Annotated in this window: 34 protein-coding genes and 1 pseudogene; 1 reads left to right on the top strand and 34 read right to left on the bottom strand. The window is 66.5% G+C overall.

Annotated features, from left to right (window positions below):
• Positions 1-565, top strand: a pseudogene (locus C1J00_RS14865) (hypothetical protein); the annotation flags it as partial.
• A gap of 7 nt (positions 566-572) precedes the next feature.
• Here the strand turns inward: C1J00_RS14865 and truA are convergent.
• The 34 genes from truA to C1J00_RS14690 all read right to left on the bottom strand — a co-directional run.
• On the bottom strand, positions 573-1427 hold the full coding sequence (truA, locus tag C1J00_RS14860; protein WP_102909549.1) for a tRNA pseudouridine(38-40) synthase TruA: 855 nt from the start codon (positions 1425-1427) through the stop codon (positions 573-575).
• Positions 1428-1499: 72 nt separating this feature from the next.
• A complete protein-coding gene (gene rplQ, locus C1J00_RS14855; protein WP_102909548.1) occupies positions 1500-1985 on the bottom strand; it encodes a 50S ribosomal protein L17 in 486 nt (161 codons plus the stop codon).
• 180 nt (positions 1986-2165) lie between these two features.
• Positions 2166-3188, bottom strand: a complete 1023-nt coding sequence (locus tag C1J00_RS14850) for a DNA-directed RNA polymerase subunit alpha (RefSeq protein ID WP_003966937.1) — start codon at positions 3186-3188, stop codon at positions 2166-2168.
• A gap of 165 nt (positions 3189-3353) precedes the next feature.
• The gene (gene rpsK / locus C1J00_RS14845) at positions 3354-3758 is read right to left on the bottom strand and encodes a 30S ribosomal protein S11 (RefSeq protein ID WP_003956432.1); all 405 of its coding nucleotides are present in this window, start codon (positions 3756-3758) and stop codon (positions 3354-3356) included.
• 64 nt (positions 3759-3822) lie between these two features.
• Complete coding sequence (rpsM, locus tag C1J00_RS14840; protein WP_003974244.1) at positions 3823-4203, bottom strand: 30S ribosomal protein S13; 381 nt, start codon at positions 4201-4203, stop codon at positions 3823-3825.
• Between the two features lie 194 nt (positions 4204-4397).
• Complete coding sequence (gene rpmJ / locus C1J00_RS14835; RefSeq protein WP_003974245.1) at positions 4398-4511, bottom strand: 50S ribosomal protein L36; 114 nt, start codon at positions 4509-4511, stop codon at positions 4398-4400.
• A gap of 56 nt (positions 4512-4567) precedes the next feature.
• Positions 4568-4789: a translation initiation factor IF-1 gene (gene infA / locus C1J00_RS14830; protein WP_003948620.1), complete on the bottom strand. Its 222-nt coding sequence runs from the start codon at positions 4787-4789 to the stop codon at positions 4568-4570.
• Positions 4790-5052: 263 nt separating this feature from the next.
• Complete coding sequence (gene map / locus C1J00_RS14825) at positions 5053-5889, bottom strand: type I methionyl aminopeptidase (protein ID WP_102909547.1); 837 nt, start codon at positions 5887-5889, stop codon at positions 5053-5055.
• Between the two features lie 132 nt (positions 5890-6021).
• Positions 6022-6684, bottom strand: a complete 663-nt coding sequence (locus C1J00_RS14820) for an adenylate kinase (protein ID WP_102909546.1) — start codon at positions 6682-6684, stop codon at positions 6022-6024.
• The gene (gene secY / locus C1J00_RS14815) at positions 6684-7997 is read right to left on the bottom strand and encodes a preprotein translocase subunit SecY (RefSeq protein ID WP_102909545.1); all 1314 of its coding nucleotides are present in this window, start codon (positions 7995-7997) and stop codon (positions 6684-6686) included. Before secY ends, C1J00_RS14820 begins: the two co-directional genes overlap by 1 nt.
• Positions 7998-8231: 234 nt before the next feature.
• Positions 8232-8687 carry a 50S ribosomal protein L15 gene (gene rplO, locus C1J00_RS14810; RefSeq protein WP_030839644.1) on the bottom strand — a complete coding sequence of 152 codons (456 nt, stop codon included), beginning with the start codon at positions 8685-8687 and terminating at the stop codon, positions 8232-8234.
• Between the two features lie 2 nt (positions 8688-8689).
• Positions 8690-8872, bottom strand: a complete 183-nt coding sequence (gene rpmD, locus C1J00_RS14805; RefSeq protein ID WP_003974250.1) for a 50S ribosomal protein L30 — start codon at positions 8870-8872, stop codon at positions 8690-8692.
• Positions 8873-8874: 2 nt separating this feature from the next.
• Positions 8875-9480, bottom strand: a complete 606-nt coding sequence (rpsE, locus tag C1J00_RS14800) for a 30S ribosomal protein S5 (protein ID WP_102909544.1) — start codon at positions 9478-9480, stop codon at positions 8875-8877.
• Positions 9481-9546: 66 nt separating this feature from the next.
• Entirely contained in the window at positions 9547-9930 is a 384-nt protein-coding gene (rplR, locus tag C1J00_RS14795) for a 50S ribosomal protein L18 (RefSeq protein WP_055622533.1), read from the bottom strand.
• Between the two features lie 3 nt (positions 9931-9933).
• Positions 9934-10473 carry a 50S ribosomal protein L6 gene (gene rplF / locus C1J00_RS14790; RefSeq protein ID WP_102909543.1) on the bottom strand — a complete coding sequence of 180 codons (540 nt, stop codon included), beginning with the start codon at positions 10471-10473 and terminating at the stop codon, positions 9934-9936.
• 24 nt (positions 10474-10497) lie between these two features.
• The gene (gene rpsH, locus C1J00_RS14785) at positions 10498-10896 is read right to left on the bottom strand and encodes a 30S ribosomal protein S8 (RefSeq protein ID WP_030839654.1); all 399 of its coding nucleotides are present in this window, start codon (positions 10894-10896) and stop codon (positions 10498-10500) included.
• A gap of 241 nt (positions 10897-11137) precedes the next feature.
• Positions 11138-11323 carry a type Z 30S ribosomal protein S14 gene (locus tag C1J00_RS14775; protein ID WP_003948630.1) on the bottom strand — a complete coding sequence of 62 codons (186 nt, stop codon included), beginning with the start codon at positions 11321-11323 and terminating at the stop codon, positions 11138-11140.
• A 5-nt stretch (positions 11324-11328) separates the two neighbouring features.
• The gene (gene rplE, locus C1J00_RS14770) at positions 11329-11886 is read right to left on the bottom strand and encodes a 50S ribosomal protein L5 (protein ID WP_030839657.1); all 558 of its coding nucleotides are present in this window, start codon (positions 11884-11886) and stop codon (positions 11329-11331) included.
• Positions 11886-12209 (bottom strand): 50S ribosomal protein L24, encoded by a 324-nt coding sequence (gene rplX / locus C1J00_RS14765; RefSeq protein WP_003992365.1) that lies wholly within the window; start codon positions 12207-12209, stop codon positions 11886-11888. Before rplX ends, rplE begins: the two co-directional genes overlap by 1 nt.
• 2 nt (positions 12210-12211) lie before the next feature.
• Complete coding sequence (gene rplN / locus C1J00_RS14760; RefSeq protein ID WP_003992364.1) at positions 12212-12580, bottom strand: 50S ribosomal protein L14; 369 nt, start codon at positions 12578-12580, stop codon at positions 12212-12214.
• A 103-nt stretch (positions 12581-12683) separates the two neighbouring features.
• On the bottom strand, positions 12684-12971 hold the full coding sequence (gene rpsQ / locus C1J00_RS14755) for a 30S ribosomal protein S17 (protein WP_010036717.1): 288 nt from the start codon (positions 12969-12971) through the stop codon (positions 12684-12686).
• On the bottom strand, positions 12971-13195 hold the full coding sequence (gene rpmC / locus C1J00_RS14750) for a 50S ribosomal protein L29 (protein ID WP_010036720.1): 225 nt from the start codon (positions 13193-13195) through the stop codon (positions 12971-12973). The genes rpsQ and rpmC overlap by 1 nt, the downstream gene beginning before the upstream one ends.
• Positions 13195-13614 (bottom strand): 50S ribosomal protein L16, encoded by a 420-nt coding sequence (gene rplP, locus C1J00_RS14745; protein ID WP_030839663.1) that lies wholly within the window; start codon positions 13612-13614, stop codon positions 13195-13197. Before rplP ends, rpmC begins: the two co-directional genes overlap by 1 nt.
• 5 nt (positions 13615-13619) lie before the next feature.
• Positions 13620-14447: a 30S ribosomal protein S3 gene (rpsC, locus tag C1J00_RS14740; protein WP_030860973.1), complete on the bottom strand. Its 828-nt coding sequence runs from the start codon at positions 14445-14447 to the stop codon at positions 13620-13622.
• Positions 14447-14794, bottom strand: coding sequence for a 50S ribosomal protein L22 (rplV, locus tag C1J00_RS14735; RefSeq protein WP_030839668.1), 348 nt, complete (start codon positions 14792-14794; stop codon positions 14447-14449). Before rplV ends, rpsC begins: the two co-directional genes overlap by 1 nt.
• A gap of 42 nt (positions 14795-14836) precedes the next feature.
• Positions 14837-15118: a 30S ribosomal protein S19 gene (gene rpsS, locus C1J00_RS14730; protein WP_003992359.1), complete on the bottom strand. Its 282-nt coding sequence runs from the start codon at positions 15116-15118 to the stop codon at positions 14837-14839.
• Between the two features lie 12 nt (positions 15119-15130).
• Positions 15131-15967 (bottom strand): 50S ribosomal protein L2, encoded by an 837-nt coding sequence (gene rplB / locus C1J00_RS14725; RefSeq protein WP_031141294.1) that lies wholly within the window; start codon positions 15965-15967, stop codon positions 15131-15133.
• A gap of 38 nt (positions 15968-16005) precedes the next feature.
• On the bottom strand, positions 16006-16425 hold the full coding sequence (gene rplW, locus C1J00_RS14720; protein WP_102909542.1) for a 50S ribosomal protein L23: 420 nt from the start codon (positions 16423-16425) through the stop codon (positions 16006-16008).
• The gene (rplD, locus tag C1J00_RS14715) at positions 16425-17081 is read right to left on the bottom strand and encodes a 50S ribosomal protein L4 (protein ID WP_102909541.1); all 657 of its coding nucleotides are present in this window, start codon (positions 17079-17081) and stop codon (positions 16425-16427) included. The genes rplW and rplD overlap by 1 nt, the downstream gene beginning before the upstream one ends.
• Positions 17082-17085: 4 nt before the next feature.
• On the bottom strand, positions 17086-17730 hold the full coding sequence (gene rplC, locus C1J00_RS14710; RefSeq protein ID WP_102909540.1) for a 50S ribosomal protein L3: 645 nt from the start codon (positions 17728-17730) through the stop codon (positions 17086-17088).
• A gap of 17 nt (positions 17731-17747) precedes the next feature.
• Positions 17748-18056, bottom strand: coding sequence for a 30S ribosomal protein S10 (gene rpsJ / locus C1J00_RS14705; protein WP_003948644.1), 309 nt, complete (start codon positions 18054-18056; stop codon positions 17748-17750).
• Between the two features lie 415 nt (positions 18057-18471).
• Positions 18472-19119 carry a hypothetical protein gene (locus C1J00_RS14700; protein ID WP_146046191.1) on the bottom strand — a complete coding sequence of 216 codons (648 nt, stop codon included), beginning with the start codon at positions 19117-19119 and terminating at the stop codon, positions 18472-18474.
• 166 nt (positions 19120-19285) lie between these two features.
• Positions 19286-19606, bottom strand: a complete 321-nt coding sequence (locus C1J00_RS14695; protein ID WP_245936343.1) for a hypothetical protein — start codon at positions 19604-19606, stop codon at positions 19286-19288.
• Positions 19607-19620: 14 nt separating this feature from the next.
• On the bottom strand, positions 19621-23789 hold a 4169-nt coding region (locus tag C1J00_RS14690; protein ID WP_102909537.1), incomplete at its 5' end, for an RHS repeat-associated core domain-containing protein.

Below are 23789 nucleotides of genomic sequence, written 5' to 3'. Positions count from 1 at the left end.
GACCAGCGCCCCTCCCCCGCTGGACCCGAAGGACTTCATCGCCAGCGCGAAGAAGGACAAGGCCCCACTCAGCCCGGACACCCTCTTCCCGGGCACCCAGCTGACCGAGGCCGGGACGGTGTACAAGAAGGGCCCCACCGCCGACACCCGCACCTGCGCCTCGGCGGTCGGCGGCACGCTCCCCAAGATCCTCACGGCGAACGACTGCACCCGCCTGATACGCGCCACCTACGTCAAGGACGGCATCGCCGTGACGGTCGGCGTGGCCGTCTTCGACACCGAGGCGCAGGCCGTGAAGGCCAAGGGCCAGAGCACCAAGAAGAGTTTCGTGAAGTCGCTCTCCGGCGGCGGCGTGAAGCCCTTCTGCGAAGCCGGGTTCTGCCGCACGACCACCAACTCCTACGGCCGCTACGCCTACTTCACCAACGCCGGCTTCACCAACGGCAAGAACGTGACGCCCAAGGACATCCCGGTCTACAAGACCGGGGACGACCTGGCCCAGTTCACGTTCGACCAGATCCGCCGCCGCGGCGAGGTCCAGGCCTCGGCCGCGGCCAACGAATAGCCGGACGTCAGCAGCAGCCCGCCGACGGCAGCGACCGCTTGTTCCGCGCCTCCTTGTTGCGCGCGGCGAGCAGTCCGTCGGCCGGGTAGCCGACCTCCTCCAGCGTCAGCCCGTGCGGCCGTACGACGTGCACGGCCGAGTCCCGTACGCCGGCCGCCAGCACCTTCCCCGGCCAGTCGGCCGGCCGGTGCCCGTCCCCGACGAACAGCAGCGCCCCGATGAGCGAGCGCACCATGTTGTGGCAGAAGGCGTCGGCCCGCACGGTGGCGGTGATGATCCCGTCGTCCCCCCGCACCAGGCTCAGCTCCTGGAGCGTGCGGATCGTGGTCGCGCCCTCCCGCTTCTTGCAGTAGGCGGCGAAGTCGTGCTCGCCCAGCAGCCCCCGGGCCGCCTCGTTCATGGCGTTCACGTCGAGGGGCCAGTCGTGCCACAGCACATGGCCGCGCAGCAGTGGGTCGACGCCCCCGGGGTTGTCGGTGACCCGGTACGCGTACCGCCTCCAGACGGCCGAGAAACGGGCGTTGAAGCCGCTGGGCGCCTCCCTGAGGGCCCAGACCCGGACGTCCCGCGGCAGCCGCCCCGCGAGCCGCTTCAGCAGCTTCTGGTGGTGCTCGGCCCACACCTCACGCGGCAGGTCCACATGCGCGACCTGTCCCCGCGCGTGCACGCCGGCATCGGTACGCCCCGCGACGGTCAGCTCGTACGTCTCCCGCGACCGCGTCACGGTCCGCAGGGCGTCCTCGATCTCCCCCTGGACGGTACGCCGCCCCCCGGCCTGCTTGGCCCACCCGGAGAACTCGCTCCCGTCGTACGACAGATCGAGCCGGACCCGGACGTGGCCGGCCTCTACTTCGTCACTCACCCCAGGATCCTCTCACCAACGCAAAGGCGGGCCCGCCCCCTGAAAAAGGGAACGGACCCGCCCTGCAGACGCTTACGCGTCCTTCGACTCCTCGGCGTCCTCGGCCTTGGTCGTGTCGACCTGAGCCTCGGCGGCCTCGGTGTCCTTGGCGGCGCGCTTGGTCGCGGCCTCGGCCTCGCCCGTCGCCTCCTGCGCCACCGTCAGCGCCTCGACCAGCTCGATGACAGCCATGGGCGCGTTGTCGCCACGGCGGTTACCGATCTTGGTGATGCGGGTGTAGCCACCCGGACGGTTCTCGTAGCGCGGGCCGATCTCGGTGAAGAGCGTGTGCACGATGCTCTTGTCCGTGATGACCTGGAGCACCTGACGGCGGTTGTGAAGGTCGCCCCTCTTCGCCTTGGTGACCAGACGCTCGGCGTACGGCCGCAGCTTGCGGGCCTTCGCCTCGGTGGTGGTGATACGACCGTGCTCGAAGAGCGACTTCGCGAGGTTCGCGAGCATCATCTTCTCGTGCGCGGCGCTGCCGCCCATACGGGCACCCTTGGTGGGCTTCGGCATGGTGCTTCTCCTAGGTGTCTGCCCCGGCCGTATCAGGTACCGGGGTCAGTATCCGAGCGGGCGGTCGCCCGTCGGAGATCCGGACAAGGCCCCGAAGGACCTGTCCGGAAGGGGCGCGGGGAACTGCGCGATCAAGCACAGCGCTCCCGCACCCGAGAACGGACCGGATGGCCCGGGCTCTCAGTACTGCTCGGTCTCCACGAAGCCCGCGTCCGCGTCGTCGTCGGCGCCGAAGGCGTCGGCCGCGGCGGTCGGGTCGAACCCGGGAGGCGAGTCCTTCAGCGCAAGCCCCATACCCGCGAGCTTGGCCTTGACCTCGTCAATGGACTTCGCACCGAAGTTGCGGATGTCGAGCAGGTCCGCCTCGGAACGGGCGACGAGCTCACCCACGGAGTGGATGCCCTCGCGCTTGAGGCAGTTGTACGACCGAACGGTGAGCTCCAGCTCCTCGATCGGCAGCGCCAGATCGGCGGCCAGGGCGGCGTCCGTCGGGGACGGGCCCATGTCGATGCCCTCGGCGTCGATGTTGAGCTCGCGGGCCAGACCGAACAGCTCGACCAGGGTCTTGCCGGCCGACGCCATGGCGTCACGCGGACGCATGGCCTGCTTGGTCTCGACGTCGACGATCAGCTTGTCGAAGTCGGTCCGCTGCTCGACACGCGTGGCCTCGACCTTGTACGTGACCTTGAGCACCGGCGAGTAGATGGAGTCGACCGGGATCCGGCCGATCTCCTGGCCGACCTGCTTGTTCTGCACGGCGGAGACATAGCCGCGGCCACGCTCGACCGTGAGCTCCATCTCCAGCTTGCCCTTGCCGTTGAGCGTGGCGAGGACGAGGTCGGGGTTGTGCACCTCGACACCGGCCGGGGGCGCGATGTCGGCGGCGGTGACCAGACCCGGGCCCTGCTTGCGCAGGTACATCACGACCGGCTCGTCGTGCTCCGAGGAGACGACCAGCTGCTTGATGTTGAGGATCAGGTCGGTGACGTCCTCCTTGACGCCCGGCACGGTGGTGAACTCGTGCAGCACGCCGTCGATGCGGATGGACGTGACCGCCGCACCCGGGATCGAGGAGAGGAGGGTCCGGCGCAGGGAGTTGCCGAGGGTGTAGCCGAAGCCCGGCTCCAGCGGCTCGATCACGAACCGGGAGCGGAATTCGTCGACGACCTCTTCGGTCAACGAGGGACGCTGAGCGATCAGCATGTGGTGAGTCCTTCAGTCAGGGGCACCCACTATTTGATGCCCTTGCCACCGGGCGGCAGCCCGATCTGTGTTGCAGTTACAAGGGTACGGGCGATATGGCCCCGAAGAGCCATACCGCCCGAAAACCCTCAGACCGACAAGCGGCCGTGCACCCGCCCCGAGGGGTCAGACGCGGCGGCGCTTGGGCGGACGGCAGCCGTTGTGCGGGGTCGGCGTGACGTCCTGGATCGAACCGACCTCGAGGCCGGTGGCCTGGAGCGAGCGGATCGCGGTCTCACGGCCGGAGCCGGGACCCTTGACGAACACGTCCACCTTGCGCATGCCGTGCTCCTGGGCGCGACGGGCAGCCGACTCGGCGGCCATCTGCGCGGCGAACGGCGTGGACTTCCGGGAGCCCTTGAAGCCGACGTGGCCGGCGGAGGCCCAGGAGATCACGTTGCCGGACGGGTCCGTGATCGAGACGATCGTGTTGTTGAACGTGCTCTTGATGTGCGCGTGGCCGTGAGCGACGTTCTTCTTTTCCTTGCGGCGCACCTTCTTGGCAGCGCCCTGACGACCCTTGGGGGGCATCTATAACTCCTACGGGAGGTGGTCGGTCCTACAGCGAAGACCGTGGACAGGCGTCCGCTGTGGACTACTTCTTGCCCGGCTTCTTCTTGCCGGCGATGGCGCGACGCGGGCCCTTGCGGGTACGAGCGTTGGTGCTGGTGCGCTGACCGCGGACGGGCAGACCACGACGGTGACGGAGACCCTGGTAGGTACCGATCTCGACCTTGCGGCGGATGTCGGCCTGGACCTCGCGGCGGAGGTCACCCTCGGTCTTGATGTTGTTGTCGACGTACTCGCGGATCGCGACCAGCTGCTCCTCGGAGAGGTCCCGAACACGGGTGTTCGGGTCCACGCCGGTGGCGGCCAGCGTCTGCTGGGAGAGAGTCCGGCCGATGCCGAACACGTAGGTGAGGGCGATCTCCACGCGCTTTTCGCGCGGGATGTCAACACCGGAAACGCGTGCCATTCAATGGCTCCAGTTACTTGTCGGAGGTCTTCCACAGAACCGACTCCCAGTCGCCGTACCAGGTACGAACTGGGTCCCCAGCCTCCGAACCGGGGGTGTCAGGCGGACGCTCGTTCGCCTGGGTCCTGCGTATGAACATATTCAGCTTGCGTCGCGCGAATCTCTGCGATGGATGCAGAGGGATCGGTCGTGCGTCAGCCCTGGCGCTGCTTGTGGCGCGGGTTGTCGCAGATGACCATGACCCGGCCGTGACGGCGGATCACCCTGCACTTGTCGCAGATCTTCTTGACGCTCGGCTTGACCTTCATGGGTGAGGTTCTCCGGGTCAGTGCCACCACCCCGGAAGCCGGGGCGCGGGCAAGATCTACTTGTAGCGGTAGACGATCCGGCCACGCGTCAGGTCGTACGGAGACAGCTCCACCACGACCCGGTCGTCAGGGAGGATGCGGATGTAGTGCATGCGCATCTTGCCGCTGATATGTGCCAGGACCTGGTGGCCGTTCTGGAGCTCGACCTTGAACATGGCGTTCGGAAGAGACTCGACGACAGTGCCCTCGATCTCGATGGCACCTTGCTTCTTGGCCACGCTTCGCCCTTCGAATCGACTACCTTGATCGACTCTGTGCGAGCGCATGCAGGCATGCGGGTACACAAGAGCCGACGAGTCAGTCTACGACAGGGCTCCCGGAAACACGAATCGAGAGAGTCTGCCCCACCGGGCAGCGCTTTAAGCGCCCTCGAAGGGGCGCGGGGCTGTGTCGACATGCGGCTCCGCCGCGTGGGCGCGAACAACCACAACGAACCCGCGCCGCCGGAGGGCTCTACCGTCCACCCCGGAGGGCGCGGCGCTCAGCCCAGCGGATCCGGCGCGGCGACGATCCCCATCTCGGCGAGCTTCGCCTTCCCCCCGTCGGGAGCCGTCAGCACCAGCGGCCCCTCCTCCGTCAGGGCGACGGAGTGCTCCCAGTGCGACGACCAGGTGCCGTCCGTCGTGATGACGGTCCAGTCGTCCTGGAGGACCTCCGTCTTCGGCGTCCCCAGGGACACCATCGGCTCGATCGCTAGGCAGAAGCCGGGCACCAGCTTCGGGCCCTTGCCGCGCCGCCGTTCGACGTAGTTCAGCAGGTGCGGGTCCATGTGCATCTCGGTGCCGATGCCGTGGCCGCCGTAGTCCTCGATGATCCCGTACTTGCCGCCGCCCGGCTTGGGCTGGCGGCGGATGTACGTCTCGATCGCCCGGGAGACGTCGACCAGACGGTTGCCCTGCTTCATGGCGGCGATGCCGGCCCACATCGACTCCTCGGTCACCCGGGAGAGCTCGACCAGCTCCGGAGCGTGACCGGAGCCCACGAAGGCCGTGTACGCCGCATCGCCGTGCCAGCCGTCGATGATCGCGCCGCAGTCGATCGAGATGACGTCCCCGTCCTTGAGGACGACGTCGTCGGACGGGATGCCGTGGACGACGACCTCGTTCACCGACGTGCAGATCGTCGCCGGGAAGCCGCCGTAGCCGAGGAAGTTCGGCTTGGCGTTGTGCTCGGCGAGCACCTTGCGGGCGACCTGGTCCAGATCCTTCGTCGTGGCCCCGGGCACGGCGGCCTCACGGGTCGCCGCGTGAATGGCGGCGACGACCAGCCCCGCCTCACGCATCTTGGCGATCTGCTCGGGGCTTTTGATCTGCACCATGGGAGCTACGGCCTTTCTGGACCCTCGGCGGAAACGAACGCCTTCAACGATACGGGGCCGCGTGACCGGCCCCGCCCACACAGCAGCCGCGGCTCCCCGAGGGGAACCGCGGCCGTAGCTGCGTACGGACGACTACTTGTCGCCCTCGTCACGCTTCAGCGCCTCCATGGCGCGGGTCGTGACGTCCTCCACCTTGCCGAGCGCCGAGATCGTGACCACCAGGCCCTGGGCCTTGTAGTAGTCGATGATCGGCTCGGTCTGGGTGTGGTAGACCTCCAGGCGCGTCCGGACCGTCTCCTCGGAGTCGTCGTTACGCTGGTACAGCTCGCCGCCGCAGACGTCGCAGACGCCGTCCTTGGCCGGCTGCTTGTACGTCACGTGGAAGACGTGCGAGGAGTCGTTACGGCAGATGCGGCGGCCGGCGATCCGCTTGACCACCTCGTCCTCGGGGACCTCCAGATCAAGCACCGCGTCGAGCTGCATGCTCTCGGCCTCGAGCAGCTCGTCGAGCGCCTCGGCCTGCGAGACATTGCGGGGGAAGCCGTCGAGCAGGAAGCCGTTCTCGGCGTCCGGCTGCTCCATGCGGTCCTTCGCCATCGCGATGGTGACCTCGTCGGGCACGAGATTGCCCGCGTCCATGTAGGACTTCGCCAGTTTGCCGAGTTCCGTCTGCCGGCTGATGTTGGCCCGGAACAGGTCGCCCGTGGAGATGTGCGGGATCGACAGGTTCTGTGCCAGGAACGCGGCCTGCGTTCCCTTACCGGCGCCCGGCGGCCCGACGAGGACGATACGCATCAGCGGAGGAACCCTTCGTAATTGCGCTGCTGGAGCTGGCTCTCGATCTGCTTCACGGTCTCGAGTCCGACACCCACGATGATCAGGATGCTGGTCCCGCCGAACGGGAAGTTCTGGTTTGCCCCGAAACCAGCCAACGCCATCGTCGGCACGAGAGCGATCAGTCCCAAGTACAGCGAACCCGGCCAGGTGATCCGGTTGAGCACGTACGACAGGTACTCAGCGGTCGGTCGGCCAGCCCGGATGCCCGGGATGAAGCCACCATACTTCTTCATGTTGTCGGCGACTTCCTCGGGGTTGAAGGAGATCGCCACATAGAAGAACGCGAAGAAAATGATCAGGAGGAAGTACAGGACCATGTGCATCGGGGCGTCCGGCAGCGCAAGATTCTTTTCGATCCAGATCTTCCAGCCGGAGTTTCCACCGGCGAACTGCGCGACCAGTGCCGGGATGTAGAGCAGCGACGAGGCGAAGATCACAGGGATGATGCCGGCCTGGTTGACCTTCAGCGGGATGTACGTCGACGTACCGCCGTAGGACCGGCGGCCGATCATGCGCTTCGCGTACTGGACCGGAATACGGCGCTGAGCCTGCTCGACGAAGACCACCAGGCCGATCACGACGAGGCCGACGACAATGACCGTGCCGAACTCGATCCAGCCGCCGGCCAGCGAGCCCTGCGTCTTGATGGCCCACAGCGCGGACGGGAAGGTGGCGGCGATCGAGATGAACATCAGGATCGACATGCCGTTGCCGATGCCGCGGTCGGTGATGAGCTCGCCGAGCCACATCACGGCGGCCGTACCGGCGGTCATGGTGATGACCATGGTGACGGTGACGAAGATCGACTGGTCGGGGACGATCTGGCTGGCCACTGGGCAGTTCTGGAACAGCGCGCCGCTGCGGGCGGTGGCGACGAGACCGGTGCCCTGAAGGATGGCGAGGGCGATCGTCAGGTAACGGGTGTACTGCGTGATCTTCGCCGTACCGGCCTGGCCCTCCTTCTTCAGGGCTTCCAGACGCGGGATCACCACGGTCAGCAGCTGCAGAATGATGCTCGCCGTGATGTACGGCATGATGCCCAGCGCGAAGATCGTGATCTGGAGCAGCGCGCCGCCGCTGAACATGTTGACCAGACCGAACAGGCCCTGGTTGGCCTCGGCGTTGTCGATACAGGTCTGGACGTTCCGGTAGTCGACGCCTGGGATGGGTACGTGCGTACCCACCCGGTAGACCACGATGATTCCGAGCGTGAAGAGCAGCTTCTTGCGCAGGTCGGGCGTCTTGAACGCCCGGGCGAACGCGGTGAGCACGGTGCCTCCTGCGACCCCCGCGCTACTGCGTCAAGGGTGACGGTCTTGAGGTTCGACGAATAGGTAACGGTCAACTGCCGCTGAGAGTGCCCGAAGTGAAGCACCCATTGAAAAGTGGGCAGTGCAGGCCACCTTACCGGCGAGCTGCCGCCCTAGGAACGACCAACCGGGGATACCCCATATGTGGGGTATCCCCGGTCGGGATCGCTCAGGTCATCGAGACGCCTGTGGGGTTCAGACGAGCTCGGTGACGGAACCGCCGGCAGCGGTGATCTTCTCCTTGGCGGAGCCGGAGACGGCGTCGACCGTCACCTGCAGCGCCACGGAGATCTCGCCCTGGCCGAGGACCTTGACGAGGCTGTTCTTGCGAACGGCCCCCTTGGCCACCAGACCCTCGACGGTGACCTCGCCACCCTCGGGGTAGAGCGCGGCCAGCTTGTCGAGGTTCACGACCTGGAACTCGGTCTTGAACGGGTTCTTGAAGCCCTTCAGCTTCGGGAGACGCATGTGGAGGGGCATCTGGCCACCCTCGAAGCGCTCCGGAACCTGGTAACGGGCCTTCGTGCCCTTGGTACCACGACCGGCCGTCTTACCCTTCGACGCCTCACCACGACCCACACGGGTCTTGGCGGTCTTGGCGCCCGGGGCAGGACGGAGGTTGTGGATCTTGAGCGGGTTCTGCTCCGCCATGATCAGTCGACCTCCTCGACCGTCACGAGGTGGCGGACGGTGTGCACCATTCCGCGGAACTCGGGGCGGTCCTCCTTGACGACCTGCGTGTTGATGCCCTTGAGACCAAGGGAACGCAGGGTGTCACGGTGGTTCTGCTTGCTGCCGATGTAGGACTTGACCTGCGTAATCTTGAGCTGCGCCATGATTACGCACCCGCCCCGGCACGCGCACGCAGGAGAGCCGCGGGGGCGACGTCCTCGAGCGGCAGACCACGGCGGGCCGCGATCTCCTCGGGACGCTGCAGACCCTTCAGGGCCGCCACGGTCGCGTGGACGATGTTGATCGCGTTGTCGGAGCCGAGCGACTTCGACAGCACGTCGTGGATACCGGCGCACTCGAGCACGGCGCGCACCGGACCACCGGCGATAACACCGGTACCGGGCGACGCGGGCTTGAGCAGCACGACGCCGGCAGCCTTCTCACCCTGGATGGGGTGCGGGATGGTGCCCTGGATGCGGGGGACCTTGAAGAAGTGCTTCTTGGCCTCCTCAACACCCTTGGCGATGGCGGCCGGCACCTCCTTGGCCTTGCCGTATCCGACACCCACGGTGCCGTCACCGTCGCCCACCACGACCAGCGCGGTGAAGCTGAAGCGACGACCACCCTTCACAACCTTGGCGACGCGGTTGATCGCGACTACGCGCTCAACGTACGCGGTCTTCTCGGCGGCGGCGTTGCCACCGTCGCGACCCTTCCGGTCCCGCCGCTCGCCGCCACCGGCACCGCCACCGCGGCGCTGGGGTCCAGCCATTGGAATTACCTCTCTCTGTTTCCGCTAGCTACGCGCCAACGTTTTGTCGCTGACGCGACGGGCGACTCAGAACTTGAGTCCGGCCTCGCGGGCGGCGTCCGCCAGGGCGGCGATGCGCCCCGCGTACTGGTTACCACCACGGTCGAACACGACGGCCTCGACACCGGCGGCCTTGGCGCGCTCGGCGACCAGGGCGCCGACCTGCTTGGCCTGTGCGGACTTGTCGCCTTCGCCACCGCGGATCGTGGTGTCCAGGGTGGACGCCGACGCAAGGGTGTGACCCTTGATGTCGTCGATCACCTGGGCCACGATGTGGCGGTTCGAGCGGGTAACGACCAGACGCGGACGCTCCGCCGTACCGTTGATGTGCTTACGGATCCGGATGTGGCGGCGCTTGATCGCGGCGCGCTTGTAGGCGTCGCCCTTAAGGATCTTCTGTCCGTATGCCATGGCTTACTTACCCGCCTTTCCGACCTTGCGGCGGATGACTTCGCCCTCGTACTTGACGCCCTTGGCCTTGTACGGGTCGGGCTTGCGCAGCTTGCGGATGTTGGCCGCAACCTCACCGACCTTCTGCTTGTCGATGCCCTCGACCGAGAAACGGGTCGGGGACTCCACCTTGAAGGTGATGCCCGTGGGGGCCTCGACCAGGATCGGGTGGCTGTAGCCGAGGGAGAACTCCAGGTTGGAGCCCTTGGCCACGACACGGTAACCGACACCGCTGATTTCGAGCTTCTTGACGTATCCCTGGGTCACACCGGTGATCATGTTCGCCACCAGCGTGCGGGACAGGCCGTGCAGGGCCTTGCTCTGCCGCTCGTCGTTCGGCCGCAGCACCTGAAGGGTGCCGTCCTCGGCCTTCGCGATGTCGATCGGCGCGATGACGGTGTGGGTCAGTTCGCCCTTGGGGCCCTTGACCGCGACCGTACGGCCGTCGATGGTGACGTCCACGCCGGCGGGAACCGGGATGGGGAGCTTGCCGATACGCGACATTGCTTTCTCTCCTCCGTTCCCGAATTACCAGACGTAGGCGAGGACTTCCCCACCCACGCCCTTCTTCTGCGCCTGCTTGTCGGTCAGGAGCCCGTGCGACGTGGAGATGATGGCCACGCCCAGGCCGCCCAGAACCTTCGGCAGGTTGGTGGACTTCGCGTACACCCGGAGACCGGGCTTGGAGATGCGCTTGATGCCCGCGATGGAGCGCTCACGGTTGGGGCCGAACTTCAGCTCCAGGACGAGGTTCTTGCCGACCTCGGCGTCCTCGACCTTCCAGCCCGTGATGAAGCCCTCCTGCTGGAGGATCTCCGCGATGTGCGACTTGATCTTCGATGCCGGCATCGTCACGGAGTCGTGGTATGCCGAGTTCGCGTTCCGCAGACGGGTCAGCATGTCTGCGATCGGATCAGTCATGGTCATGAATTGGCCTTCGGCCTCTCTCGCCGGGGTTTCCTGGTGCGCCATCCCTCTCCCCGATCCGAGACGGGACGGGTGCGGCGCGGTGGACCTACGGCGTAGTAAGCATTCAATGAGCGGACAGGTGTCCGCGGTCGTAAGGGCGGCGGCAGACGCCCAACCCCGCAAGCCTACGGCATGCGAGCTGGACGCCTTGCCACCCCTACTTGCTTACCGAGAGCCCTGCAATCCCTGATGAGGGGGATTACCAGGAGCTCTTGGTCACGCCCGGCAGCTCGCCACGGTGAGCCATCTCACGAAGGCACACGCGGCACAGGCCGAACTTGCGGTACACGGAGTGCGGGCGGCCACAGCGCTGGCAGCGGGTGTAGCCACGCACACCGAACTTGGGCTTGCGAGCAGCCTTAGCGATCAGAGCCTTCTTCGCCATCTCGCTCACGCCTCCTTGAAGGGGAAGCCGAGGTGACGAAGGAGCGCGCGGCCCTCAGCGTCGTTGGTCGCCGTGGTCACCACGGTGATGTCCATACCCCGGGTGCGGTCGATCTTGTCCTGGTCGATCTCGTGGAACATGACCTGCTCCGTGAGACCGAAGGTGTAGTTGCCACGGCCGTCGAACTGCTTGGGGGACAGGCCACGGAAGTCGCGGATGCGCGGCAGCGCGAGCGACAGGGTGCGGTCCAGGAACTCCCACATGCGGTCGCCACGGAGCGTGACGTGGGCACCGATCGGCTGGCCCTCACGCAGCTTGAACTGCGCGATGGACTTGCGAGCCTTGGTGACGGCCGGCTTCTGACCGGTGATCGTGGTGAGGTCGCGGATGGCGCCCTCGATCAGCTTGGAGTCGCGGGCGGCGTCGCCCACACCCATGTTGACCACGATCTTGACGAGACCGGGGATCTGCATGACGTTCTCGTACTTGAACTCGTCACGCAGCTTGCCCGTGATCTCCTCACGGTACTTCTGCTTCAGACGCGGGCTGGTGGTGGTCGTCATCAGATGTCCTCACCCGTCCGCTTGGCAACGCGGATCTTGTTGCCTTCGTCGTCGAAGCGGTAACCGACGCGGGTCACGACCTTGTTGCCGTCCTTCTCCACGACCAGCTGGACGTTGGAGACGTGGATCGGCGCCTCGGTGGTGACGATGCCGCCGGCCTGCGAACCGCGAGCCGTCGGACCGGCCTTGGTGTGCTTCTTGACCCGGTTGACACCCTCGACCAGGACGCGGTCCTCACGGGGGAAGGCCGCGATGACCTTGCCCTGCTTGCCCTTGTCCTTACCGGTGATGACCTGAACCAGGTCGCCCTTCTTGATCTTCATGCTCACAGCACCTCCGGCGCGAGGGAGATGATCTTCATGAACTTCTTCTCGCGCAGCTCCCGGCCGACCGGGCCGAAGATACGGGTGCCACGAGGGTCGCCGTCGTTCTTGAGAATGACGGCGGCGTTCTCGTCGAAGCGGATGTACGAGCCGTCCGGACGGCGGCGCTCCTTGACGGTGCGAACGATGACCGCCTTGATGACGTCACCCTTCTTCACGTTGCCACCGGGGATCGCGTCCTTGACGGTGGCGACGATGACGTCACCGATACCCGCGTAGCGGCGACCGGAGCCGCCGAGCACACGGATGCAAAGGATTTCCTTCGCACCAGTGTTGTCGGCGACACGCAGTCGCGACTCCTGCTGGATCACGTCTATCTCCTGATTGTCTGCCGGTTCCCGGGGCGGGATGCGTCACTTGCACACCCGCCCCGAGCCTGGCGGAACGATGCCTGGGGGGTCCCCCCAGGCGGGATTACTTGGCCTTCTCGAGGATCTCGACGACGCGCCAGCGCTTGGTCGCGGACAGCGGCCGGGTCTCCATGAGGAGGACACGGTCGCCGACACCCGCGGCGTTCTGCTCGTCGTGGGCCTTGAGCTTGTTCGTACGGCGGATGACCTTGCCGTACAGCGCGTGCTTGACGCGGTCCTCGACGGCGACGACGACGGTCTTGTCCATCTTGTCGCTGACGACCAGACCCTCACGGGTCTTGCGGAAACCGCGGTCCGTCTTGGTCTCTTCAGTCACGTTGCTCTCGCTCATCAGGCGCTCTCCACCGTCTCGATGCCCAGCTCGCGCTCACGCATCAGGGTGTAGATCCGCGCGATGTCCTTACGGACGGCCTTGAGCCGACCGTGGTTCTCGAGCTGGCCCGTCGCCGCCTGGAAGCGGAGGTTGAACAGCTCTTCCTTGGCCTCGCGGAGCTTGTTGAGGAGCTCCTCGTTGCCCAGCTCGCGCAGCTCGGACGCCTTGGTACCGGCCGACATCACGCTTCACCTGCCTCGCGCTTGACGATCTTGCACTTCATCGGCAGCTTGTGGGCCGCACGGGTCAGGGCCTCGCGCGCGATTTTCTCGTTGGGGTACGACAGCTCGAACATCACGCGTCCGGGCTTGACGTTGGCGATCCACCACTCAGGAGAACCCTTACCGGAACCCATGCGGGTCTCGGCGGGCTTCTTGGTGAGGGGGCGGTCCGGGTAGATGTTGATCCAGACCTTGCCGCCACGCTTGATGTGGCGGGTCATGGCGATACGAGCGGCCTCGATCTGACGGTTCGTCACATACGCCGGGGTCAGCGCCTGGATGCCGTACTCGCCGAACGCGACCTCAGTGCCACCCTTGGCCATGCCGCTGCGCTTGGGGTGGTGCTGCTTGCGGTGCTTGACCCTACGGGGGATCAGCATTTCGGTCAGGCCTCCGTTCCGGTGCTCTCAGCCGGAGCGGCGGCGGGAGCGTCGGCCTTGGGGGCCTCGGCAGCCGGAGCCTGCTGCGGCTTACGACCGCGCCCGCCACGCTCGCCACCACGGCCACCACGGGCCGGGCGGTCAGCGCCACCACGGGCCGGGCGGTTGCCCGCGCGGGCGGCGGCGTTCTCGGCGCGGACCTCGGCGATGTTCTTGACGTCGCCCTTGTAGATCCAGACCTTCACGCCGATGCGGCCGAAGGTCGTCTTGGCCTCGAAGAAGCCGTAGTCCACGTTCGCGCGGAGCGTGTGCAGGGGCACACGGCCCTCGCGGTAGAACTCCGAGCGGGACATCTCGGCGCCACCGAGGCGGCCACCGCACTGGATCTTGATGCCCTTGGCGCCGGCCTTCATCGTGCCCTGCATGCTCTTACGCATGGCGCGACGGAAGGAGACGCGGGAGGAGAGCTGCTCGGCGACGGCCTGAGCAACCAGCTGAGCGTCCGTCTCGGGGCTCTTGACCTCGAGGATGTTCAGCTGGACCTGCTTGCCCGTGAGCTTCTCGAGGTCACCGCGGATGCGGTCGGCCTCGGCGCCGCGGCGGCCGATGACGATGCCCGGACGAGCGGTGTGGATGTCCACACGCACGCGGTCACGGGTGCGCTCGATCTCGACCTTGGAGATGCCGGCGCGCTCCATGCCGGACGTCATCATCCGACGGATGGCGACGTCTTCCTTGACGTAGTCCTTGTACAGCTTGTCGGCGTACCAACGCGACTTGAAGTCGGTCGTGACACCGAGCCGGAACCCGTGCGGGTTTACCTTCTGGCCCATTACCGGGTTCCTTCCTTGCTGCTGACGACCACGGTGATGTGGCTGGTCCGCTTGCGGATCCGGTAGGCACGGCCCTGGGCACGCGGACGGAACCGCTTCAGGGTCGGGCCCTCGTCGACGTAGGCCTCGGAGACGAAGAGGCTGTCGACATCGGTGTGGTCGTAGTTGTGCGCGGCGTTGGCGATGGCGCTGTCAAGCACCTTGCCGACCGGCTGACTCGCGGCCTGCGGGGCGAAACGCAGGACCGCCTGAGCCTCCGTGGCGTTCAGGCCACGGATGAGGTCCACCACTCGGCGGGCCTTCATGGGCGTGACGCGGATGTACCGCGCCTGGGCCCTGGCTTCCATGGTTGTCCTTCCAGTGTCTGTCATGGTCATTCCACCCCGCGTTTAGCGGCGCTTCGACTTCCGGTCGTCCTTGACGTGACCCCGGAAGGTGCGCGTCGGCGAGAACTCGCCGAGCTTGTGGCCGACCATCGACTCGGTGACGAACACCGGAATGTGGGTCTTGCCGTTGTGCACCGCGAGCGTGTGGCCGAGCATGGCCGGCACGATCATCGAGCGACGGGACCAGGTCTTGATGACGTTCTTGGTGCCGGCTTCGTTCTGGGCGTCCACCTTCTTGATCAGGTGGTCGTCGACGAAGGGCCCCTTCTTCAAGCTACGAGGCATCTCAACCCGTCCTTAGCGCTTCTTGTTCGTCTTGCGGCGGCGGACGATGTACTTGTTCGACGCCTTCTTGGGCGAACGAGTACGGCCTTCCTTCTTGCCCCAGGGGGACACCGGGTGGCGACCACCCGAGGTACGGCCTTCGCCACCACCGTGCGGGTGGTCTACCGGGTTCATGACCACACCACGCACGGTCGGGCGAACGCCCAGCCAGCGCTTACGGCCCGCCTTACCCCAGTTGATGTTGCTCTGCTCGGCGTTGCCCACCTCGCCGACCGTGGCGCGGCAGCGCTGGTCGACCAGGCGGATCTCACCGGACGGCATGCGCAGGTGGGCCATGGAGCCCTCCTTCGCGAGCAGCTGCACCGAGGCGCCGGCGGAGCGGGCGAACTTCGCGCCGCCGCCCGGACGCAGCTCGATGGCGTGCAGCGTGGTACCGACCGGGATGTTGCGCAGGGCAAGGTTGTTGCCCGGCTTGATGTCGGCCCCGGGACCGTTCTCGACGCGGTCGCCCTGGCTCAGGCCACGCGGCGCGAGGATGTAGCGCTTCTCGCCGTCCGCGTAGTGCAGGAGCGCGATGCGCGCGGTGCGGTTGGGGTCGTACTCGATGTGCGCGACCTTCGCCGGCACGCCGTCCTTGTCGTGACGACGGAAGTCGATCACGCGGTAGGCGCGCTTGTGGCCACCGCCCTGGTGGCGGACGGTCACACGACCGGAGTTGTTACGGCCACCCTTGCTGTGCAGGGGGCGGACCAACGACTTCTCCGGCGTGGACCGCGTGACCTCGACGAAGTCGGCGACGCTGGAGCCACGACGGCCCGGCGTAGTCGGCTTGTACTTGCGGATTCCCATTTCTCAGTCCTCGTCCGATATCGGACGATCCGACCCGCTTACGCGGTCGGACCGCCGAAGATGTCGATACGGTCGCCCTCAGCGAGGGTCACGATCGCGCGCTTGGTGGACGCGCGCTGGCCGAAACCGGTGCGGGTCCGCTTGCGCTTGCCCTGGCGGTTGATCGTGTTGACCCCGGTGACCGTGACCGAGAAGACCGCCTGGACGGCCTGCTTGATCTGGGTCTTGTTGGCGCTCGGGTCCACGATGAACGTGTACTTGCCCTCGTCGAGAAGCGCGTAGCTCTTCTCGGAGACGACCGGCTTGAGCAGCACGTCACGGTGGTCCGTGAAGGACTTGCTCAGCGGGGTCTCGACGGTGTTCTTGCCCTCGGTGGCGTGGCGGCGCGCCTTGGCGACGCGCGCGGCCTTGGCCTTCTTCGCCGCCTTGGAGGCGATAGCGGGGTGACGGATAGCCATCAGACCTCGCTCCCTTCGGTGTCATTGGCCTGCGGGCCGGACACGAAGGACTCGAAGGCGGCCTGGGTGAAGACCACGTCGTCCGAGACGAGAACGTCGTACGTGTTCAGCTGGCCCGGCTCCAGGATGTGGATCTGGGGCAGGTTGCGGGCGGACAGCCACGCGGCCTCGTCGGCGCGGTCGACGACCAGGAGCAGGTTCTTGCGCTCCGAGATCTTGCCGAACAGCGACTTGGCGGCCTTCGTGGACGGCGTCTCGCCCTCGATCACGCCGGAGACGACGTGGATGCGGTTGTGGCGGGCCCGGTCGGTGAGGGCGTGGCGCAGGGCCGCGGCCTTCATCTTCTTCGGGGTCCGCTGCGAGTAGTCACGCGGCTGCGGGCCGTGGACGACGCCACCGCCGGCGAACTGCGGCGCACGGGTCGAACCCTGGCGGGCGCGGCCGGTGCCCTTCTGGCGGTACGGCTTCCTGCCGCCACCGCGAACCTCGCCGCGGGTCTTGGTCTTGTGCGTGCCCTGACGGGCAGCGGCCAGCTGTGCGACGACGACCTGGTGGATCAGCGGAATGCTGACCTTCTCAACGTCGAAGATCTCCGCGGGGAGCTCGACGGAACCGGCCTTGTCGCCCGCCGGCGAAAGGATGTCAACAGTGCTCATTACCTCAGGCCCCCTTGGCCGCGGTGCGGACCAGGACGAGGCCGCCGTTCGGACCGGGAACCGCGCCCTTGATGAGCAGCAGACCCTTCTCCGCGTCAACGGCGTGGACGGTCAGGTTCTGGGTGGTGACCCGCTCGTTGCCCATACGACCCGCCATGCGGAGGCCCTTGAACACACGGCCCGGGGTGGCACAGCCACCGATGGAACCGGGGGAGCGGTGCTTGCGCTGGGTGCCGTGTCCGGCGCCGAGGCCCTTGAAGTTGTGACGCTTCATGACACCGGCGAAGCCCTTGCCCTTGCTCTTGCCGGTCACGTCGACCTTGATGCCGGCCTCGAACACCTCAGCGGTGATCTCCTGGCCGAGGGTGTACTCGCTGGCGTCAGCGGTACGGATCTCGACGAGGTGGCGGCGGGGAGTGACGTCGGCCTTGGCGAAGTGGCCCTTGAGGGGCTTGTTCACCTTGCGCGGGTCGATCTCGCCGAACGCGATCTGGACGGACTCGTAGCCGTCGGTGTCGTTCGTGCGGACCTGGGTGACGACGTTGGGGCCGGCCTTGACGACGGTGACGGGGACGACACGGTTGTTCGCGTCCCACACCTGCGTCATGCCGAGCTTCTCGCCCAGGATGCCCTTGATCTGCTTAGCCATCGTTCAGATCACCGGCCTCAGAGCTTGATCTCGATGTCGACACCGGCCGGGAGGTCGAGTCGCATCAGAGAGTCAACGGTCTTGGGGGTCGGGTCGAGGATGTCGATCAGGCGCTTGTGCGTGCGCATCTCGAAGTGCTCGCGCGAGTCCTTGTACTTGTGCGGCGACTTGATGACGCAGTACACGTTCTTCTCAGTGGGCAGCGGCACCGGGCCCGCGACCGACGCACCAGTGCGAGTCACCGTCTCGACGATCTTCTTCGCCGAAGAGTCGATGACCTCGTGGTCGTAGGCCTTGAGCCGGATGCGGATCTTCTGTCCCGCCATGGCTACTCAGTAGTCCTGTCTCTCTAACGCTCTGGAACCCGGTGGATCCCTGTTGCTGCCTTCGCTCCTCCGACCCACGCGGTCGGGCGTGTCGCAGTCTCGCTGACACAGATGCCCCTTGTTCGAACATCCCTGCGGGATCGCGCACGGCCCTACCGGAACCGCGAGCCGGGGGCGAAAGGCCCACCGGGTGCCTGGTCGGCGCTGCACTGACACTTCCCGAAAGATTCCCGTACGTCCGCCCCAGCGCTGCCGTGATGGCAGTTAGGGCGACGAGTACTGTGGGACTCGCTTCCGGTCCTCCCGGCGGGAGGCGCGCAGCATCAACACTCGACCGAGCAACTCGGACAGTCTGCCATACGGGGCATGGCGGACGCCAATCGAGCCGAGGAGAATACCCCGGGGGTGACGTGGGTCAAACACTAGGCCGGGCGGGCCAGGGCCCCTTCCCTTGAAGAACCCGCTCCAGCTCTGCGTCGTAGGCCCGATAGCCGGTCTTCCCCCACTCGGGTGCGTCGGACGCCGGGCGGAGGATGGCGGGGAGGTGGGCGACGCGCCACATGCGGTGGCATTCGGCGGGGATGATCAGAGCGCGGCCCGGTTCAACGAGGCCGCATGCGACACGGAGGATCTCCGCGATCCCGGCGGCTCCCTCCCCCGGCTCGGTGCCTGCGGCGAGGGCGGCGGTGACGAGGGCCTGAAGCAGCCGGGTCAGCTGAAGATCGGCGCCGACACGGCACATGCGCCACACCATCTCGGGCTCCTCCAGCCGCTCCACGGGGTCGGGGAAGCCGGCGACCCCTTCGGACCACGGCAGCAGGGAGGCTGCGTGCACCTCGTGGTCCTGGAAGTAGCCGAGCGCGTCGGCGATGGCCATGACCTCGCCGGAGAACCGCCCGACCACGCGCACGCCCTCCATGAGGATGCCGCCGAGGGCGGCGAAGACCCCGCGCGCCATGCGCTCGGCTCGGGCCGAGGGGAGCGGGCCGTCGCCGCACGCCAGGCTGCGCGTCAGAGCCACTCCCTGCGGAGTCCTGCTCTGGCCCTCATGTCCGTCATCCATCACCCGGGTGCCCCTCGCAATACTCCTTGAATTCTTTCTTGAAGGACTGCGGACTCGAGTCGTCCACCGGGTTATCCATTCCCATAAGGAAAAGGTTGATCTCCACGCACCTTCTGCGAGGTGATCACCAGGCGCACAGCGGACTCCTCTGCTCAACAAATCGGCGTCACGCGCGATCCTTGATCGTCCAGACGGGCGAGCCCGGTTCAGGAGCGGGGCGTACCTTCAGGACAGAGAAGTCGATGGACTCATCATCGTCCTCGTCGCCGGTCGGCAGTCTGCCCGCCTCATCCGGATAGTAGTACAGGCCGTAAGTCCAGTATTCCGGAAACTCGTGGCACATGAGATCCGGATAGGGGGAAATTTCGGCGTTCTGATATCGCTCGTTGATCCTCGCCACGGCCTCGGCGCGAGAGATGCCAAACCTTGACACCATTTCGTTCGCCATGTCTCGGAAATATTCGAGCATGCCGTCGTCGAGGCGCATGAGAAATTCCGCTGTCACGATGTCGGAGGCCCTACTCGTCGGTGAATGGAGTTGGAGAACAGTTCGGCAGCCCGGTCCCCGAAGATGGCGATCTGGTGACCCTCCAGAACGGGCGGACCCCCTCCGCGCAGGAATCCCTTGAGGTTGAGGAGCATCGGCCCTTCCACCAGTTCGTGGTTGTGCATGGCGCCTCCGTTACGGTGATGGCGGATAAAGTCCGCCACATCGTCACCCGGCCCATTAAATATCTTACTGCCCAGATTGTCCAACTCCGCCTTCGGGACCTTGAAATGGATGACTGCCGGAACACCGCCGTTCCGATCTGCCAGTTTCTTGGCCCAGTCCAGCGCCTGCCGAGGATCATTGGTGACGTAGAAGCCGCCACGCCCGAAGTCCATCTTGCGGGTCGACGCGTGGATGTCGATACCATTCGCCAGGATATTGTCGGCATGATGACCGAGCGTGCCGTGGTAAAGGTCCACCGTGCAGGGGGCTTTCAGCCCCAGCGGGTCCTTCCACTGCAATGGGTTCTTTACATAGGCATGGTGGTTCGGTGCCGGAGTCCGACCCAACGGATCTGGACTGATATAACGTGCCGTGCTCGGCTCGTAATAGCGGTGATGGTTATAGTGCAACCCCGTTTCCGCGTCGAAGTACTGGCCGGGGAATCGGAGCGGGCAGTCGACCCGGCGGTCGCCGGGCAGGTCGACGGGGACGCCCCAGAGCGTCCATGACTGCGTCCATGCGATGTTCCCGTCGGCGTCGATGAGTTCCGTCGGTGTGCCCAACAGGTCGGTGACGATGGCATAGAAACGCTCGTCGATCTCATCCTGCGGCGTGTCCCGCTCGACGGGACCGGTCGCGCGTACCCGCTGGCTGATCGGCGTCGACCCGTCGATCCAGTCCCACGACGTGCTGACCGTTCCGTCCGTCTGCTCCGCAAGGTCGTCGCCGTCCCAGAAGAACGACACCTGTTCGATGACCGTTGAGCCGTCATCCGCCAGCAACTGCTTCGCGACACGTCGGCCGACCGGGTCGTAGACGTAATGCCAGTGACGGCCGTCCGGAGTCAGAACGTCCGTGAGCTGGTCCTCGGCGTTCCAGTTGTAGCGCCACTCACGCCTGCCGCCGGACAGCAGACGGGTGACCCGCCGGACCACCCGCCCCTGCCCGTCATGGTGGTAGGACGTTCGGCCCGTTCGCTCGATGAGCGTGCCCGAGTAGGTACGGCTCCCGGAACCGGTCTCCTCGTCCCGCACCGGACCCGAGGTGTTGAAGGCGGTCACGTTGCCCAGGACGTCGTACTCGTATGCCTCGTCCCATCCGGCCCCGCCCCGTGCTGCCGTCACCCGCCCGGCCTGGTCGAACACGAAGGCACGCTCGCCGTGGCGGGAGTCCGTCACGGCCGTCAGCGCACCGTCGGCCCGGTGCTGGAAGACGCGCTGCCTGGTCTCTCCACCACCTGTGACGATGCTCTGCGTCGTACGCATCCGCTCCGCGTCCCACTCGTGGGTGAGCCGCGCGGCGTTGCCCAGCACCCGTGCGATCTCGCGGCCCGCGATGTCGTACTGGAAGTCGACGTCATGTCCTCCGACCTGCTGCACCAGCGTCCGCCGCTCCAGTTCGTACGTCCACCTGCTGATCGCGCCACTCGGTGTCCTGCGGGCAGCGCGACGACCGGTGATGTCGTACTCGGACCGCACTTCCCGGCCGTTCCACGCCTCGGCGAGCAGCCGACCGGCCCCATCGTGTTCGCGGCTGAGTTCGACGTCCGCGTTGCGGGCCCGGACCAGCCTGCCGAGCAGGTCGTACTCGTACGTCGAGGTGGTGCCGTCGGCCTCCATGGCGACGACGTTGCCGAGGAGGTCGTGGCGGAATCGCGTGGTCTCACCCGCACCGTTGATCCGCTCCACCAACTGGCCCGCTGCGTCGTAACGGTAGGTCAGCGTGCGACCGTTGAAGTCGGTCTCGGAGACGAGCCGGCCGACGCCGTCGTACTCATAGACCCAGGTCTGGCCCGCCGCGTTGGTGACGCTGCGCAGTCTCAGCTCGGTGTCGTACTCGAAGCGTTCCAGACTCCCGTCCTCGTCCTCCCGCAAGGTGCAGAGATCGAAGTGGGTGTTCTCGTACGTGGTGCGGCGGCCGTTCGAGGAGCGGTATTCCTGTGGGTTGCCTTCGACGTCGTACGACCAGCGCTCCATGGTCCCGTTGGGGAGGCGCCGCCACGAGATCTGGCCTTCGTTGGTCCAGCCGACGTACGTCACCTGCCCGAAGGTGTCGGTGAGTTCGGTGATGCGTCCGAAGGGGTCCCGCGTGAAGGTGCTGGTCGCACCCAGCGCGTCCGTGGTGCCGACAACGAGGCCCGCGTCATCGTTGACGACAGTCTGCTGACGGCGCCCCAGGGCATCGGTGACGCCAGTGAGTCCCCCGTGTTCGTCGAAGGTGAAGGAGGTGGTCGCGCCCAGCGGGTCGATCACCGCCACGCGGTTGCCCCGCTCGTCGTAGGCCGACTCCCAGGTGCTGCCGTCGGGCTGCTTCACCTTGGTGACATGGCCGTGCTCGTCGTACTCCTTGCGGATCACCCCGCCGTCCGCGCGAACGATCTCCGTGACGTTGCCCTCGGGATCGTGACGAAGACTCGTGGTGCGGCCGAGCTGGTCGGTGAGCTCCACGAGACGCCCGTACTCGTCCCAACTCCGGGTGACCGTGTGCCCCAGCGGATCGGTCTCGCGCACGGGCCGGAGGTCCTCGTTGAACGTGTACTCGACGGAGTGCCCGAGGGAGTCCGTCGCCACGGTGGTGCGCGTGTCGTCGTCATACGTGTACGAGTAAGTGAGGGCCCCCGTGTCGCCGCCCGTGCCGACACAGCGGCCGCCGCCGTCGTAGGCGTAGCGGTACCAGTCACCGATCCTGCTCTGCCAGCCGGTGACTCGCTGCTGGTCGTCGTAGCTGTACCGCTGAGGGACGGAGGAAGAGTCGATCACACCGACGAGGCGGTTGAGTCCGTCGTACTCGTATGACAGGAGCCGGGGCTGATCGGGGGCACTGAGGAGGTCGAGGGCGGTCACACGGCCCGATGCGGTGGTGATACCGACGCGGTACCCCCCGTGATGGACCAGCTCGCAAGGAGACCCGTCCGTGTCATAGCGAACGGTGATGGTGTTGCCGTTGCGGTCCACCATGCCGACCAACGGGAGAACCGCGTCAGGTCCGCCTTGCACCCGCCTGAAGCTCAGTGTCGTACCGGTCTCGGGCTGTTTCACGGTGACGTGTGCGTCGGGCGAACCGTCCCAGCTGAGCGGCCAGTGGGGGCCGAGCAACGGCCTTATCGGCTCACCCGGTTCGGGGACCGCGTAATGAAGCACGATCCCATCCGCTCCGACGAACCGGATGCCACCGTCTTCGAGCAGCAGTCGCTGATCCAGGGTGGACGTCCAACTGGCCCCGAACCAGCCGCCTGCTCTCACCCCGGTGCGGTGACTGCGCTCTACTACCAGGGGCAGGACGCCGGGCAGGGCTATGTCGGTGATCGACAGGACCATCTGACCAGTGGCCATGTCAATGGGATCACCGCAGGTGAAGAGGTTCTTCATCTGCCGGCCCAGGCCCTTCAGGCGCGGCCCCATGCCTTTGAGGCCCATGGCCATTCCCTTGAGCCCGGTCTTGCCGAGGGCCTTGAGCCCCTTGGCGAGTCCGCCGAGCGTGGTCAGGCCCTTCATGCCGGGTATGCAGTCCAGGGCCGCAAGGCCCACGTCCCATAGGGATGCTTGGCCCTTGGAGTATTTGTAGAGCGTGTCGGCGAGCACCACGAGCGCAGCCACCAGGACGATCGCCGCCAGGATCGGCCCGCCGATGATCATCGCGACGATGCCGACGACCGCGACGACGACCTTGCAGACCGCGACGATGGTGTCCCAGTTGTCGGTGAACCAGTCGCCGACCTCCTCCCACCACGACCGGTTCTGAATACCGGCGTCGGAGGCCTCGTCGATCTTCGACTTGGCCTCGCGGGCGGCCTCATCGCGCATCGCGCGGGCGTCTGCGGCCATCTTCTTGGCCGCGGCGAGGGCGTCCTGCGCGTCGGAGACGTCCGACTGGGCCTTGGACTGGGCCGACTCGGCGTGCTGGACGTCCCGCGTCGCGGCCCGCACCTTCGCCGCGTCCGGCTTGTCGGCGTCGGACT

It is taken from the genome of Streptomyces cahuitamycinicus (assembly GCF_002891435.1).
Taxonomy (GTDB): Bacteria; Actinomycetota; Actinomycetes; order Streptomycetales; family Streptomycetaceae; genus Streptomyces; species Streptomyces cahuitamycinicus.
Note: the sequence above shows the minus strand (reverse complement) of the source record. Positions and strands in the feature narration are given on the sequence as shown.